The sequence below is a fragment of the Mesorhizobium sp. WSM4898 genome (assembly GCF_029625845.1).
Classification (GTDB): domain Bacteria; phylum Pseudomonadota; class Alphaproteobacteria; order Rhizobiales; family Rhizobiaceae; genus Mesorhizobium.
Genome location: NZ_JARTVQ010000002.1, coordinates 855346 through 869605 on the forward strand (window position 1 = coordinate 855346; position 14260 = coordinate 869605).

Annotated in this window: 14 protein-coding genes and 1 pseudogene; 9 read left to right on the forward strand and 6 right to left on the reverse strand. The window is 64.4% G+C overall.

What is annotated here, in order from left to right; all coding sequences use genetic code 11:
* Window positions 1–113: 113 nt before the first annotated feature.
* The gene (locus P9228_RS11540) at window positions 114–1103 is read left to right on the forward strand and encodes a hypothetical protein (RefSeq protein ID WP_066994596.1); all 990 of its coding nucleotides are present in this window, start codon (window positions 114–116) and stop codon (window positions 1101–1103) included.
* 9 nt (window positions 1104–1112) lie between these two features.
* Here the strand turns inward: P9228_RS11540 and P9228_RS11545 are convergent, their stop codons facing one another.
* Complete coding sequence (locus tag P9228_RS11545; RefSeq protein WP_095779703.1) at window positions 1113–1562, reverse strand: GatB/YqeY domain-containing protein; 450 nt, start codon at window positions 1560–1562, stop codon at window positions 1113–1115.
* Window positions 1563–1832: 270 nt separating this feature from the next.
* Here P9228_RS11545 and carA point away from each other — a divergent pair, with 270 nt between their 5' ends.
* On the forward strand, window positions 1833–3035 hold the full coding sequence (carA, locus tag P9228_RS11550; protein WP_278053498.1) for a glutamine-hydrolyzing carbamoyl-phosphate synthase small subunit: 1203 nt from the start codon (window positions 1833–1835) through the stop codon (window positions 3033–3035).
* Window positions 3036–3216: 181 nt separating this feature from the next.
* Here carA and P9228_RS11555 read toward each other — a convergent pair whose 3' ends face one another.
* The 3 genes from P9228_RS11555 to mntR form a co-directional block, all read right to left on the reverse strand.
* Entirely contained in the window at window positions 3217–4485 is a 1269-nt protein-coding gene (locus P9228_RS11555) for a TCR/Tet family MFS transporter (protein ID WP_278053500.1), read from the reverse strand.
* Window positions 4486–4629: 144 nt separating this feature from the next.
* Window positions 4630–5547 (reverse strand): neutral zinc metallopeptidase, encoded by a 918-nt coding sequence (locus tag P9228_RS11560; RefSeq protein WP_278053501.1) that lies wholly within the window; start codon window positions 5545–5547, stop codon window positions 4630–4632.
* A gap of 361 nt (window positions 5548–5908) precedes the next feature.
* Window positions 5909–6361 (reverse strand): manganese-binding transcriptional regulator MntR, encoded by a 453-nt coding sequence (gene mntR, locus P9228_RS11565; RefSeq protein WP_278054056.1) that lies wholly within the window; start codon window positions 6359–6361, stop codon window positions 5909–5911.
* A gap of 228 nt (window positions 6362–6589) precedes the next feature.
* Between mntR and P9228_RS11570 the strand changes: the two genes are divergently transcribed.
* The 3 genes from P9228_RS11570 to P9228_RS11580 all read left to right on the forward strand — a co-directional run bounded on the left by P9228_RS11570 (window position 6590) and on the right by P9228_RS11580 (window position 9575).
* A complete protein-coding gene (locus P9228_RS11570) occupies window positions 6590–7939 on the forward strand; it encodes an Nramp family divalent metal transporter (RefSeq protein WP_095801618.1) in 1350 nt (449 codons plus the stop codon).
* Between the two features lie 45 nt (window positions 7940–7984).
* The gene (locus tag P9228_RS11575) at window positions 7985–8827 is read left to right on the forward strand and encodes a protein-L-isoaspartate O-methyltransferase (protein WP_278053504.1); all 843 of its coding nucleotides are present in this window, start codon (window positions 7985–7987) and stop codon (window positions 8825–8827) included.
* A 97-nt stretch (window positions 8828–8924) separates the two neighbouring features.
* Window positions 8925–9575: a dihydrofolate reductase family protein gene (locus P9228_RS11580; protein WP_278053505.1), complete on the forward strand. Its 651-nt coding sequence runs from the start codon at window positions 8925–8927 to the stop codon at window positions 9573–9575.
* A gap of 50 nt (window positions 9576–9625) precedes the next feature.
* Here P9228_RS11580 and P9228_RS11585 read toward each other — a convergent pair whose 3' ends face one another.
* Window positions 9626–10492: a LysR substrate-binding domain-containing protein gene (locus tag P9228_RS11585; protein WP_278053507.1), complete on the reverse strand. Its 867-nt coding sequence runs from the start codon at window positions 10490–10492 to the stop codon at window positions 9626–9628.
* 100 nt (window positions 10493–10592) lie between these two features.
* On the opposite strand from P9228_RS11585, the gene P9228_RS11590 reads away from it, so the two are divergent.
* A complete protein-coding gene (locus tag P9228_RS11590) occupies window positions 10593–11192 on the forward strand; it encodes a LysE family translocator (protein ID WP_066994945.1) in 600 nt (199 codons plus the stop codon).
* 29 nt (window positions 11193–11221) lie between these two features.
* Here P9228_RS11590 and P9228_RS11595 read toward each other — a convergent pair.
* Window positions 11222–12399: pseudogene (locus tag P9228_RS11595) on the reverse strand (MFS transporter).
* A gap of 193 nt (window positions 12400–12592) precedes the next feature.
* Between P9228_RS11595 and P9228_RS11600 the strand changes: the two are divergent.
* The 3 genes from P9228_RS11600 (at window position 12593) to P9228_RS11610 (ending at window position 14136) form a co-directional block, all read left to right on the forward strand.
* Window positions 12593–12949, forward strand: coding sequence for a helix-turn-helix transcriptional regulator (locus tag P9228_RS11600; protein WP_067326737.1), 357 nt, complete (start codon window positions 12593–12595; stop codon window positions 12947–12949).
* Entirely contained in the window at window positions 12949–13161 is a 213-nt protein-coding gene (locus P9228_RS11605) for a hypothetical protein (protein ID WP_278053509.1), read from the forward strand. Before P9228_RS11600 ends, P9228_RS11605 begins: the two co-directional genes overlap by 1 nt.
* A gap of 183 nt (window positions 13162–13344) precedes the next feature.
* A complete protein-coding gene (locus P9228_RS11610; RefSeq protein WP_347404278.1) occupies window positions 13345–14136 on the forward strand; it encodes an SH3 domain-containing protein in 792 nt (263 codons plus the stop codon).
* The last annotated feature ends 124 nt before the right edge of the window (window positions 14137–14260 follow it).

Here is a 14260-nt window from a genome sequence, read left to right on the forward strand (position 1 = left end):
AGCTTCGGCAGAGCGCACTAGACAAGAAGTGTTTCGCCCATCGGCGCTATGCTCTTATGATTGGCGCAGGTGATTCACCACAAGCGATACCAGTTCGAGGGGGGATTAATCCGGTGCGGTTGATATCTGTTCCGCTTGGTGCCGCCGTCCTCTTCGTCCTCGCCGCTCTGACGGCATCGGTCGGCTCGTTCGCGGCGTTGCGCCCATCGAACATTCCGGACTGGCTGCAGCGCCATGTCGGCGACAACGAAGGTCAGATCTCGCAGGTCGTGCTGGAGCGGGCGCGCGCCCTCTACCAGAAGAAGGTCAGTGAAGGTTCGGTCAGCAACCCCTGCTACTTCGCCATGGATGCAACGCGGCCCGGCGACCTGGGCAACAGTGTGCTTGGTCAACGCTACTATATCATCTGCGAGGCCAAGCAGCTCTTTCGAGCGGTTTCTTCGGGCCATGGCGGCGGCCGCAATCTCAAAGGCGTTGCCGATTTCTCCAATGGCAGGCGTTGCGCGAAAAACTTCGGCAACGCGATGGATTCGGAGCTGACGGCAGGCGGAGCCTACATGACCGCCGAGACCAAGACGTCCTTCAAGGGCTATTATCGCGTCGGTGCGCAGAACGCGGTGTTCATGCGTACCTTCATCCAGTTCGATGGCGAAGGCGAAGCGGCGAACGCCAGGCAGCGCGTGATCGGCGGCCATCCGGCAGCCTTGCTCAGGGGCATGTGCCTGCGGAAAGATCCGAACAGCTCCTACGCCGACCATGACGGCTTCGTCCCATTCGGCAAGCTGGTGAATTATGCCGGCGGCCGCAGCAATGGCTGCACCAGCTGGTCGCCGGCCGATGCCGAGCAGATCATCCCGTTGGTGAAGAACAACCCGACGACGCTCTATATCTATCCTGAATCGCGCGACATCGCCGCTGTGGCGCGCGCAAAGGCCGCCGGCCAAGCGCTGTCGGCTGCGGGCGTCTATTGGAACGCTTCCTGCCTGAAGGAAATCGGCTCTCCGAAGTTCTGGCCGAAGAAGACCCTCGAGCCGATCATCGCGCAGTACAAGAAAGACCATCCGGCGCCGCCGCCGCAGCCGGTGCCGATCTGCAAGAACTGAGCCGGTCTTCTACTGGAGCAGCCCCTTGATGATGGCGCTCGCCTTGGCGAAATCCATCTGGCCGGCATATTTCTGCTTCAGCGCGCCGATCACCTTGCCCATGTCCTTCTGGCTGGCGGCACCCGTCGCCGCGATCGCCTCGCGCGCCGCCGCCGTGATCGCCACATCGTCGAGCTGTGCCGGCAGGAACTCGCGGATGATCTCCATCTCGCCGCGCTCCTGCGCCGCCAGTTCCGGCCGCTTGCCGTCCTCGAAGGCTTTGGCCGATTCCTCGCGCTGCTTCACCATCTTGGAAAGGATCTGCAGGATCTCTTCCTCGCTCGCCGCCGGCTTGCCCGCGCCGCGATTGGCGATGTCGCGGTCGTGGATGGCGGCCTGGATCAGCCTGAGCGTCGGCAGCCGATGCTTGTCCTGCGCCTTCATCGCGCTCTTCATGGATTCGGCGATTTTCTCGCGCATGATGCTTCTCCTTCGATCGCGGCGGACAATAGCTTCGCCGGACGCTCAAGGCAAATCCAGGCAAACCGTTGATTTTGCTCGGTGAAATAAAACGATTCTGCTCGGCGGAAGCGTCATTGACCGCTTTGCCGCCATCCCCTATGTACTGAGCCTCGCATGAACTGAAACTTTGGTTGCGCGCAGGCTCGCTAGTTCGCCGCCGCGCGTCGTTTGCTGTGCGGGTCGTCCCTCCAACGGAATGGTCCGGAAGCAGCCTCTAGGAGTGCCGCCATGGCCACGACCGCCCCCTGGACCACCGAAAAGCCGACCGCCCTTCTGGTGCTCGCCGACGGCACGGTGATCGAAGGCCGCGGCCTCGGCGCCACGGGATCGGCGGTCGCCGAAGTCTGCTTCAACACCGCCCTGACCGGCTACGAAGAGATCCTTACCGACCCCTCCTATGCCGGCCAGATCGTCACCTTCACCTTCCCGCATATCGGCAATGTCGGTACCAACAGCGAGGATATCGAGGATTTGCATCCAGCTGCCCGCGCGGGTGCTGTCGGCGCGATTTTCAGGGCCAATGTCACCGACCCCTCCAACTACCGGGCGGCCGGGCATCTCGACCAATGGTTGAAGAGGCGCGGCATCGTCGCGCTTTCGGGAATCGACACTCGCGCTCTCACCGTGCTGATCCGCGAGAAAGGCATGCCCAACGCCGTGATCGCCCATGCACCGGATGGCGTTTTCGACCTCGACGACCTGAAGCGGCGCGCCGCCGCCTGGTCGGGCCTTATCGGGCTGGACCTCGCCAAGGAGGTCACCTCGGGCCAATCCTCGGTCTGGCGCGAGACGCCTTGGGCCTGGAACAAAGGCTTCGGCGAGCAGGACGAGTCGTCGCTGCATGTCGTGGCCATCGATTATGGCGTCAAGCGAAACATACTGCGCCTGCTTGCGGGCCTCGGCGCCAAGGTCACCGTCGTGCCGGCAAAAACCGGCGCGGAAGAGATCCTGGCCATGCAGCCGGACGGCATCTTCCTGTCCAACGGTCCCGGCGACCCGGAAGCGACGGGCAAATATGCCGTGCCGGTCATCCAGGACCTGCTGAAAAGCGATCTCCCGGTGTTCGGCATCTGCCTCGGCCACCAGATGCTGGCGCTGGCGCTCGGCGGCAAGACCGAGAAGATGCATCAGGGCCATCACGGCGCCAACCATCCGGTGAAGGACCACACGACCGGCAAGGTCGAGATCGTCTCGATGAACCATGGCTTCGCCGTCGACGCGGACTCGCTGCCCGAAGGCGTCGAGGAAACCCACGTCTCGCTGTTTGACGGCTCGAATTGCGGCATCGCGCTGACTGGCCGGCCGGTGTTCTCGGTCCAGCACCATCCCGAGGCCTCACCCGGCCCGCAGGATTCGCACTATCTCTTCCGCCGCTTCGTCAATCTCATTCGCGAGCGGCGCGGCGAGCCGGCGCTGGCCGAGCGCGCCTAGCTCAAAGCGCCCAGTCCAAGGCGATTCGGGGTCAGGCGGAGCCGCGGTCGAAGACGGGCGCGGAGCGACCACACTGGGCGGGGTCCGAGAACCGGAGCGGACCGTACTTTTGGGTCGTGCGCACTGGAAGCGCAGGAAGCCGTCATTTAACAGGCCGGCATCACCCGACTATCAACACGCCTTAAGCCGCGTCGGTCACCGCTTCCTGCGCGTGCATGCGCTCGACCTCCTTCGGTGTCGGCTTGGCGACCTTCGTCACGAAGACGATCACCGCCAATGTGAGGAAAACCGCGCCGAGCACATAGGGCGCGCCGCCGAACTCAATCGGCGCGCTTGGGCCGGTGAACCAGGAAAAGATCGCCGTATAAAGCAGCGGCGTGATGATCGAGGTGATCGAGAAGATCGAGGTCATCGCGCCCTGCAATTCGCCTTGCGCCGAAGGCGGCACCTTGGCCGCCGCAAGGCTCCTCAATGGCGGGTCGGCGAGTGCTTCCAGGCAGCCGGCGACGATCACCGCGTAGATCATCCAGCCCTGCGTCGCAAACGCGTAGCCAAAGGCGCTGAGCGCGGTGAAGGTCAGGCCGATCGCGGCGGTCCTCCATTCGCCGAGCTTCGGGATGACGCGCGGCAGCACCGTCGCCATCACGATCGCGCCGCAAAGGCCGAAGGCGCCGAGCGAGAAGCCGATCTGCTGCTCATTCCAGCCATAACGGTAGCTTGAAACGAAAGACCAAACCGCCGGATACATCATGTGGCCGAGCGTCATCAGGAAAAAGACCAGCCCGATCCAGCCAATGCCGGGATAGTTGCGCATCTGGATCAGCGTGCCTACCGGATTGGCGCGTTTCCATTCGAAGCGGCGACGATGCTGCTCGTCCAGCGTCTCCGGCAGCAAGAACATCGCGATGAGGAAGTTCACGAAGGCGAGCCCGGCGGCGAAATAGAACGGCACGCGCGGCCCGAACGTGCCGAGCAGTCCGCCGAGCACCGGGCCGATGACGAAGCCGACGCCGAAGGCAATACCGAGCAGGCCGAAATTCTTGGCCCTGTTCTCGTCGTTCGAGATGTCGGCGATGAAGGCCGACGTCGTCGAATAGCTGGCGCCGGAAATGCCGGCGAGCACGCGTCCGATGAACAGCATCGGATAGGACCAGGCGATGGCGCAGATCAGATTGTCGATGGAGAAGGTGAGCACCGAGGCAAGCAGGATCGGCCGCCGCCCGAAACGGTCGCTCAAGCCGCCGATGACAGGCGCGAAGAAGAATTGCATCGCCGCATAGACGAAGAACAGCCAGCCGCCCTCGATCGCCGCCTCGCTGACGCCGACGCCGGTCAGCTCCTGCAGATAGGCCGGCAGCACCGGCATGATGATGCCGAAGCCGATGACGTCGAGCAGCAGCGTCGTGAAAACGAGCGCAAGGCCCCGCTTGGCGGTCTTGGGGTCGATCATGGTGACAAGCTCCTCGGCCGCCTTGGGCGGGAGGCTCTTATAGGCGAGCCAGCCGGCCGGAACAATAAGCGAACGACCGCAACTGCCTCATCCTGACATCAGTTCCCGGCAGCCCGCCGCGGTGCCGCAGCCCTGCGTCGCCGCTCAGACCGGATTGTTGAATGTATCGCAGTCCGAAAGCTTGCCGCTCTTGTAGCCGCGCGCCAGCCAGGTCTGCCGCTGCGCCGACGTGCCGTGGTTGAAGCTTTCCGGAACCACATAGCCCTGCATTTTTTTCTGCAGCGTGTCGTCGCCGATCTGCTTGGCGGCATTCAGCGCGCTTTCAATGTCGCCCTGCTCCAGAATGCCCTTCTGCGCGGTATAGTGCGCCCAGACACCGGCGAAGCAGTCTGCCTGAAGCTCGACCCGGACCGACATCTGATTGGCCTCGGCCTCGCCCATGCCCTGCCGCATCTGGTTGAATTTCGACATGATGCCGGTGAGGTTCTGCACGTGATGGCCGACCTCATGCGCGATCACGTAGGCGCGGGCGAATTCACCCGAGGCGCCGAACTGCTGGTCGAGCTGCTGGAAGAAGGTCATGTCGAGATAGACCTTGTGATCGCCCGGGCAATAGAACGGTCCCGCGGCCGAAGAGGCAAAGCCGCAAGCCGACCGGATCTGGCTGCTGAACAGCACCAGTTTCGGGTCCTCGTAGGTGAGGCCATTGGCCTTGAAGATACCGCTCCATGTGTCCTCGGTCTCGGCGAGCACGGTCGCCACGAACTGTTTCATCTCGTCCGAGGCGGGCGCGCCGCTGTCCGGCGAACTGCTGTCTTCGGTAATCTGGCCGCCGCCGCCCGGCACAAGGCCACCACCTTCACCCAGGATCTGCGATGGATCGAAGCCGAAATACCATCCGGCGAGAACCACCAGAATGACGAAGATGATGCTGCCGCCGCCGCCCGCTCGCCCCCCGATCGGAACGCGGAACTGCCGCGGACCGCCACCGCCGAACCCGCCGCCGCTGTCGCTGCGCTCGTCCTCGATATTGTCGCTCTGACGGCGGCCTCTCCAAAGCATGGCAACTTCCTCGCAATGCAGATGTTCTGGAAGGTCCGGCCGAAGACCGCCCCCTTCAGACAATTATCGCAACGGTCACGCCGAGTCACAGCATTTTTGCTGACCAAAAGACCGCGCGTCCGGCTCCAGATGGGAGGAGAATTCAGAGCTTTTGTTTCGACCGGTTTCGGCCTCGGTCTTTGCGCTCGTCACGAGCCGCCACCTGTCTCAACCCTTTGGCCGCTTGCCCTTCGTGGTCCGTGCCTGTTCAACGCCGTCGTTTCCTCCCTTCCACGCGATCATCGCGCAACGTCAGCAGCAACGTGCGTACCGTTCGGCGGTTCCAGCGACTCGTGGTCGGGAAGTTTAACGCTGGCGGGGCTCAGCGCGTCGTCATCGCCCTGCGAAATGCATCCAGCGTCTCGGCGCTGACATGGTGCTCGATCCCCTCGGCATCGATCCGCGCCGTCTCGGCGCTGACACCCAGCGAGCGCAGGAAGGCTTCGACAGTCTCGTGACGGATGCGGCTCTCCTGCGCCACCTTGCGACCGGCGTCCGTGAGAAACACCCCGCGATAGGGTTTCCTGGACACCAGCCCGTCGGCGCAGAGCCGTGTCAGCATTTTTGCCACGGTGGGTTGCGCGACGCCAAGCCTGGCCGCGATATCGACCTGACGGGCCTCGTTTCCGTCCTCGATCAGATCGGCGATCAGCTCGACATAGTCCTCGACAAGCGCGCTGCGACGCGCTTCGCGGGTCTGCCGGAACCCTTCCGAATGGATTTCGGCATCAGGAAGCGGCTTTTCGCGTCGAACTGGTCTGTTCTTCAGCGCCAATACGCGCTCCTTCATGGCTGAATCGGCTCCGCACTCATAGCACGGACCGTAGTGCTCTGGCCGTTTATTTGCATTCCCGGGTCGGCGCAACCCGGCGTTTGCTGCTGCACGCGGCGCCTGTCGGCTTGCATCACAAGAGCTTGAACAATGAAGTATAGCCTGTTGCATAATGTTCAGCCTTAGCATACATAGTGGCGATCCTCGATACCCTTCCAGCGGACCCCCCCGATGTCAGAAGCAGTGTCCCGTCCCTCGTGGCAATTTGCCCGCTCCGATGAGACTGAGCAGCCCAGTCTGCGCGAGGTCAATGCCTCGATCAGGGTGCCCGACACCGGTCTCTGGTTCCGCCGCCTGTTCGCCTTCATGGGTCCCGGCTATATGGTCTCGGTCGGCTATATGGACCCGGGCAACTGGGCGACAGACCTCGCCGGCGGCGCCCAGTTCGGCTACACGCTGCTTTTCATCATCATGCTGTCGAACCTGATGGCGATCCTGTTGCAGGCGCTGGCCGCCCGCCTCGGCATCGCCACCGGCCGCGACCTCGCGCAGGCCTGCCGCGCCTATTATCCGCGTCCGGTAAATTTCCTGCTCTGGATCGCCTGCGAACTGGCGATCATCGCCTGCGACCTCGCCGAGGTGATCGGCACGGCGATTGCGCTGCAGCTCCTGTTCGGCATCCCGCTGATCGGCGGCGCCGTCCTCACCGCGCTGGACGCCTTCCTTGTGCTGCTGCTCATGAACAGGGGCTTCCGTTATCTCGAGGCGTTCGTCGTCGCGCTCCTGATCATCATCTTTGGCTGCTTCGCCATCCAGATCTTCGTCGCCGCCCCGCCCGCAGGCACAATCCTGCATTCGATGTTCGTGCCGTCGTCCCAGATCGTCACCAACCCGACGATGCTCTACATCGCCATCGGCATCATCGGCGCCACCGTGATGCCGCACAATCTCTACCTGCACTCCTCGATCGTGCAGACCCGCGCCTATGAGCGCACCGATGCAGGCAAGCGCGATGCCATCAAGTGGGCGACCACGGATTCGACCATCGCGCTGATCCTGGCGCTGTTCGTCAACGCGTCCATCCTGATCGTCGCGGCAGTGGCCTTCCACGGCACCGGGCACCAGGATGTCGCCGAGATCGGTCAGGCTTTCGAATTGCTGTCGCCGCTGTTGGGCTTGAGCATCGCCTCGATCCTGTTCGCGGTCGCGCTGCTCGCCTCCGGGCTCAACTCGACGGTCACTGCCACGCTCGCCGGCCAGATCGTGATGGAAGGCTTCCTGCGTCTGCGCATTCCGCAATGGGCGCGCCGCCTGCTGACGCGCGGCCTTGCCATCGTCCCCGTCGTGATCGTCACCGCGCTCTACGGCGAAAAGGGCACGGCCCAGCTCCTGGTCTTCAGCCAGGTCATCCTGTCGATGCAGTTGCCCTTCGCCGTTGTGCCGCTGGTGCAGTTCGTCTCGGATAAGAAGAAGATGGGCAGTTTCGCCATCTCGCGCGGCGTCGCCGCACTCGCCTGGGTAGTCGCGGCGATCATCCTGGTGCTCAACTTCAAGCTGCTCTTCGACACTTTTGCCGGCTGAGTTCGAGCCGCGACATCCCGGCCGGCCGCGCTATCTTCTGAAAGCATGACCGTTTCGGACGACGCCCGAAAATTCTACGCCAAACTGATGGCCGCGCATGCGCGCTCCGCCGATCCCCGCATCGAGGAGGCGTTCGCCTCCGTGCCGCGCGAGGCCTTTCTCGGCCCTGGACCTTGGACAGTCTTTGCCGGCGACGGAGCGTTCAAAACCCCGACTGCCGATCCAAGCTACATCTACCAGAACGTGCTGGTGGTGCTCGATGCCGACAAGGGCATCAACAACGGCGAACCGGTTCTGCACGCCATGTGGATCGGCAAGGTCGAACCGAAACCCGGCGAAGCCGTCACCCATATCGGCGCCGGCACCGGCTACTATACCGCGCTGCTGGCAAGGCTGGTCGAGCCCGGCGGCAGCGTCACCGCCTTCGAGATCGAAGCGGATCTCGCCGCGCAAGCCAAGGTGAACCTCGCGGCCTATGGCAATGTCGAGGTCGTTGCCGGCGACGCTGTCGCCGGCCCGCTACCGCCCTCCGACATCATCTATGTCAATGCTGCCGTCATTGCCCCGCCCCCTGCGTGGCTGAGGGCGCTCAGGCCCGGCGGCCGGCTGATCTTCCCCTGGCGGCCGGCGCAGCGTATCGGCCTCGCCGTGCTGGTCACCCGCATGCAGGCGGGGTTCGCCTGCCGGCCCTTCATGGGTTCCTGGTTCATCCCTTGCGTCGGCGCCTCCCTCGCCGGCCCGGACGCAAAAGTGCCAACCCGCGAACGCGCCAGCCGCACGCGCTCGATCTGGCTGACCGAAGACAAGGCGCCCGATCGCACTGCCACCGCCGTGTTCGGCGATGTCTGGTTCTCGTCCCTCGCCATGCGCGCCGACAGCGAACGATAGAAATCTGCGGGAGCCTGTGTCGGAACGCAGGCTTGTCGCCCGTCCTTAGGACGAAATCCGGCCGCGACGGCGCGGATCACGAAAAGGGAGAAGACAGATGCGCAAGATCATCGCCGCCACATTCGTCAGCCTCGACGGCGTCATGCAGGCGCCAGGCGGCCCGGAAGAAGACCCGGTCGGCGGCTTTCAATTCGGCGGCTGGACCTTCCATTACTTTGACGAGGTGGCGGGCGAGGCAATGGACGAATTGTTCTCCAAGCCCTTCGCCCTGCTGCTCGGCCGCAGAACCTATGACATCTTCGCCGCGTATTGGCCGTATCAGAAAGATCCGATCGCAGATGCCTTCAACCCGGCGACCAAATATGTCGCGACGCATCGGCCGGATTGCCTGACCTGGCAGAACACGCAGCCGCTTGGACCAGACGTCGTTGCCAGGCTCAGGCAGCTCAAGCAGGAAGACGGACCCGATCTGCTCATCCAGGGTTCGGGCAATCTGATCCAGACCCTGCTCGCCAATGGGCTGATCGACGAGATCCGGTTGATGATCTTCCCGCTGTTGCTGGGCAAGGGAAAGCGCCTGTTCGGCGATGACGCGATGCCCGCCGCCTTCAAGCTCATCAAGTCGCAAACCACCAGCACGGGTGTCATCATGGCGACCTATGAACGTGGCGGCGACGTCAAGACCGGATCTTTTGCGACAGAGCAGCCTTCCGAAGCCGAGCTCGAACGGCGCAAGAACTGGAAGTAGCGCCAAGGTTCCTCGCCCCCAAAGCGGGGGCGAGGAACGAAAAGTGTCGCTCACGCTGCCTGGCGATGCCGCGCCAGACCCTCGCGGATATGAGTGGCGAATGCCTCTGCCGTCGGCGTGACCGCATGCTTCGGCAGGTGCAGGTTGACGGAAAAATTCGGCAGCGCCGGTAAGTCGGCGTCGGACAGGATGTCGAGGTCGGCCGGAACCGTCGAGGCGAGCCAGGTGGTCACCGCAAGGTCCGACCGTACCGTTGCGGTCGTTGCGTCGATGTTGCCGTTCTCGAACACGGTGCGCCAATCGAGCCTATGCGTGCCGAGCGCCGCCAGCACCGCCGGACGGAAGGCGCAGGTATCCGCGACCATGGAGACCGGCAAAGGCCGCTTCAGGCGCGCGGAGCCGCCTTTGGCGCCGACCCAGACCAGCCGGTCGACCACCAGGCATTCGCCGGCCGTCGGACCGGCCCGCTCCTCGATGACGGCAAGGTCGATCGTCCCTGCCGCCAGGGCCGCCGCGAGTTCCGGCGAAGAGGCGCAGACCAGCGAAATCTCCACCTGCGGATAGGCTTCAGCGTAGGTTTTCAAAACAGGTTGCAGCAATGTGCCGACAAGATCGTAGGGCACGCCGATCCGCACCCCGCCGGCGACCGCCTTGCCGCTTATCTCCGCCAGGATCTCGTCATTGAGCCGCAAGAGACGCCGGCCCTTGTCGAGCAGCCGTTCGCCCGAACGCGTCAGTCTCAAGCCGCGGCGGTCGCGCTCGAACAACATCTGGCCAAGGATCTCCTCCAGCCGCTTGATCTGCTGGCTGACGGCCCCCTGGGTCAGATTGAGGGCGTTGGCCGCGGCCGTCATGCTGGCTTTTTCGGCCGTCGTCACGAAGGTGCGGACAAGTGTGGTGTCGAGATCGCGGAACATCGCTGCATTATAATCACTAATGCAGACCATATCCAACATTGCATTTACTGATAGCGCCCAGCGCCTAACATGCAGGCTCCTTCCACCGTGGAGGCTTTGGATGTCCGAAACCATCATCCCCCTTGTCCTGTTCGCGTTGATCTCGACCTCGACGCCCGGCATCGCCACGACGCTGTCGACGGCATCCGGGGCGCAGTTCGGCTTTCGCCGATCGGTGCCGCTGATGGCCGGCAGCGCCGCGGGACTGGCGTCAGTAGCGGCGGCGGGTGCTGCCGGCCTGGCCGGGCTGATCGCCGCCGTCCCCTCGCTCCAGCTTGCGATGAAGATCGCCGGCTCGCTCTATCTGATCTGGCTGGCGATCAGGATCGGCCGCAGCGGCCCGCCCAAGCTCGACGTGAGCATGGCTAGGCCGAACAGCTTCTTCGGCGGCGCCGGGATTCAGTGGATGAATCCCAAGGGTTGGGCAATGGGCCTGGGTGCGGCCGCTTCCTTCGCGGCGCTTGCCGACGGCCCCTTGCAGTTGGCATTGCTGCTCGGCGCCGTGTTCGGCCTTGCCGCGGCCGTCTCGCTGTCGCTCTGGTGCGTAGCCGGCACGCTGCTGGCACGTTTGCTCCGAACCGAGCGGCAATGGCGCGCGCTCAACATCGTGCTTGGCCTGCTGCTGGCCGCCTCCATCCTGCAGATGTGGCGGCCAGCCTGAGACCGGCAAGTCCTTCAGGTTTGCGAAGTCTATTCCGCCGGCATGGCGACCGGGCGGGCGAGCGCGCGACCCGCGAGCACCACACCCAACCCGACGATCGGGAATACAGCCGCGACCAGACCGAGATCGGCCGGCGCGCCGAAGCGCAGCACCGCGCCCCCGACCACCGCGCCAAGGGCGACGCCGAAATAGAGCGCCGAGGCGTTGAGCGAGAGCACGATCGGGGCGGCATCGGGCGCTATTTTGATGATCCGGCTCGCCTGGGCCGGCGGGAAGGCCCAGCCGACGATGCCCCACGGCACCATCATGCCCATCAGCGCCGGCCCGGCGATCGAATGCGGCAGGAAGGTCGGGATCAGCGAGAGGGTAACGAGCATCGCTGCGCTCAGCCCCAGCGACCAGCAAACCGTGCGCGCCGCGCCGAAACGGTCCGCCGCCTGGCCGCCGGCGATGTTGCCGATGACGGCGCCAACGCCGAATGCGAGCAGCATGCCGGGAAGCGCCAACGGACTGAGGCCGCCGCCCTCGATCGCCAGAGGCGCGATGAAGGCAAAGACGGTGAAGGCGCCGACCAGCGCCAGCACGGTCGTGACCAGGATCGGCAACACGCCGGGACGGACCGCCGCCGCCAGCCGCGCCTTGAGCGGCAACCTGGTGCCGACAATGCCGCGCGGCAGCCGCCACCACAGGATCGCGCCGGCAAGCGCGCCGAGGCCGGCAATGGCAAAGAAGGTGCCGCGCCAGCCGGCAATCGCCGCCACCAGCGCGCCGAGCGGTGCGCCGACCGCGACCGCCACCGTGGTGCCGCCGACCACGACCGCGATGGCGCGGGCCTGTGATGGTCGTCGACCAGCGCCACGGCGGTGCCTTGCGCAGTTGCCGCGAACAGGCCGGACGACAGCGCCATGACGATGCGTGCGATGAGCAGCAATTCGAAGGACGAGCTTAGCGCCGCGACGATATTGCCGATGACGAAGAACACCAGCGTCCACAGGATGACGCGCCGCCGGTCCCACTCGCCGGTTAGCGTCGCCAGGATCGGCGCGCCGATCGCATAGGCGAGCGCGAAGGCGGTGATCAGCGAGCCGGCGAGCGGAACGGAGATGCCGGCATCCGCGGCAATATCGGGAAGAAGGCTGGAGATGACGAAGCCTTCGGTCGAGATCGCAAACGATCCGAGCGCAAGCCAGAAGATCCGCTTGTCCATGGGATATGTCCTTTGTTCAAAAGTTATTGAACAATTGGACATGAAGGGGCATGATGTCAACGGAACTTGGGCAAATTAGCGGAACCCTGCTGACAGCTCTGTGTCAGGACGGCGTAGAAACCGGGAAGCTGCGTAACCAAGCAAGAAGCGGAGACGCGTTGAAGTTGGTTCCGTTTGCGCTTAATTCTCAACCATGACCTTGCCTCATCCGACCGCCGATCAGATCAGCCTGCCGATCGTGCTTGCCGTGCTCGGCGACCCGACCCGGCTGGCAATCGTGCGCTTTCTCGCCAGCAAGGAAGGCGTGCCGATGAACTGCGGCAAGTTCCTCGACCTCGCCTCCAAGACCAATCTCAGCTACCACCTCGCCAAGCTGCGCGAGGCTGGCGTGACGCGCACCGAAGCGGTCGGCACCAGCCGGCTGATCACCCTGCGCCGCGACGACCTCGACAGGCGCTTCCCCGGCCTGCTCGACAGCGTGATCGCGGCCGCCGGCGAGGACAAGGCGCTTCCAGCGGTCGGCACCGCCGATGCGGAGATCGACGCCTGATGCGCATTGCCGTTCTGGCCGATATCCATGGCAACGTGCTGGCCCTCCAGCCTGCCGGATCGCGTTGTGCGGCAATAGCCATCGCAGCGAGCTCATCCGCATTCCCGCCGGCGCATGTCTCTGAGCAGGACAGCCGGCATGCGCGCTACGGCATCGTCGAGATGGATGCCTCCCGGCCGCTCCGAGGCGATCGCCATCGCCTACGATCATGAAGCTGCCGCAAAGCAGGCCGAACAAGCGGACGACTGGAATGGGCGCACGCGCCGCGGACCGGATTTATAAAGATTGAGCGAAGCTCATATCCATGATTGAGCGAAGCTCATAATCTGATTGAGCGGAAACGCCAGGATTGCAGTGCATTAAGGATGAAGCGTAAAGTCACGCTCCGATCGACATTGCTGATCGCCGCTCCTTTGCTGCTGGCCGCCGTGCCGGCTTTGGCCCAGGACGCGCCAGCCGCGATCATTTCAATCATCGGCGGCCTTGCGCCGGACGATCTCCTCAACATCCGCGCCACCGCTTCACCAGATGGAAAGGTCGCGGCGCGCCTGCCCAACGGCGCAGCCGTGAAGAATTACGGCTGCAAGACCGTCAATAACTATCCCTGGTGCAAGGTCGAGGACACGCAGGACGCGCATATCGTCGGATGGGCGCCGGCCCGCTATCTCAGCCCCAACAACCCGGCCCCGGCGCCCGAGGATGCAGCCGTGCCGGCAACTGACGCCGGCCCGCCACAGGAAGCGAACGCGCCCGAGCCCTCTGAAGAACCGCAGCCGGACATCGCCGCGCGCCTGGGTCGCAGCGAGCCGGCCGATCCGCCATCCGCGGCCGATATCAGCGCCGTCGCCATGCAGGATGCCTACGCCCTCGCCTTCGCCGCCTCGGCAATCACGGAGTCCGACACCCCTGCCCCAGACGCCGCCGACGGCATCCCCTGCGCGCGCCGGATCGGCCAGCCGATGACCCGCTGCCTGATCAGCGTCGCACATGAGGCCGGCGACAGCGTCGTGACCGTGACCTGGCCGGACGGCGGCACGCGCATCATCCACTTCCATGACGGCAAGCCGGCCGGCTCTGACTCCTCCGACGAATTCCGCTTCACCCGCGAAGGCAGCCTGAACATGATCCGCATCGGCGTTTCGGAGCGCTTTGAGATCACGGATCAGCTGGCCCTGGGGAAGCGATAGGCTGAAGACGCCGGCGGGACAGCGCCCCCCTCTGTCCTGCCGGACATCTCCCCCACTTGGGGGGGATCGGCTGTTTTGGCGCCTCGCTTTTTCTTCACCGTCGAAAATTGGCGAAAGCAGTCGT

Coding starts and splice junctions, on each gene's coding strand:
- P9228_RS11545 (WP_095779703.1), bottom strand. CDS start 1,562: ATGCGCGAGAAAATCGCCGAATCCATGAAGAGCGCGATGAAGGCGCAG.
- carA (WP_278053498.1), top strand. CDS start 1,833: ATGGCCACGACCGCCCCCTGGACCACCGAAAAGCCGACCGCCCTTCTG.
- P9228_RS11555 (WP_278053500.1), bottom strand. CDS start 4,485: ATGATCGACCCCAAGACCGCCAAGCGGGGCCTTGCGCTCGTTTTCACG.
- P9228_RS11560 (WP_278053501.1), bottom strand. CDS start 5,547: ATGCTTTGGAGAGGCCGCCGTCAGAGCGACAATATCGAGGACGAGCGC.
- P9228_RS11570 (WP_095801618.1), top strand. CDS start 6,590: ATGTCAGAAGCAGTGTCCCGTCCCTCGTGGCAATTTGCCCGCTCCGAT.
- P9228_RS11575 (WP_278053504.1), top strand. CDS start 7,985: ATGACCGTTTCGGACGACGCCCGAAAATTCTACGCCAAACTGATGGCC.
- P9228_RS11580 (WP_278053505.1), top strand. CDS start 8,925: ATGCGCAAGATCATCGCCGCCACATTCGTCAGCCTCGACGGCGTCATG.
- P9228_RS11585 (WP_278053507.1), bottom strand. CDS start 10,492: ATGTTCCGCGATCTCGACACCACACTTGTCCGCACCTTCGTGACGACG.
- P9228_RS11590 (WP_066994945.1), top strand. CDS start 10,593: ATGTCCGAAACCATCATCCCCCTTGTCCTGTTCGCGTTGATCTCGACC.
- P9228_RS11600 (WP_067326737.1), top strand. CDS start 12,593: ATGACCTTGCCTCATCCGACCGCCGATCAGATCAGCCTGCCGATCGTG.
- P9228_RS11605 (WP_278053509.1), top strand. CDS start 12,949: ATGCGCATTGCCGTTCTGGCCGATATCCATGGCAACGTGCTGGCCCTC.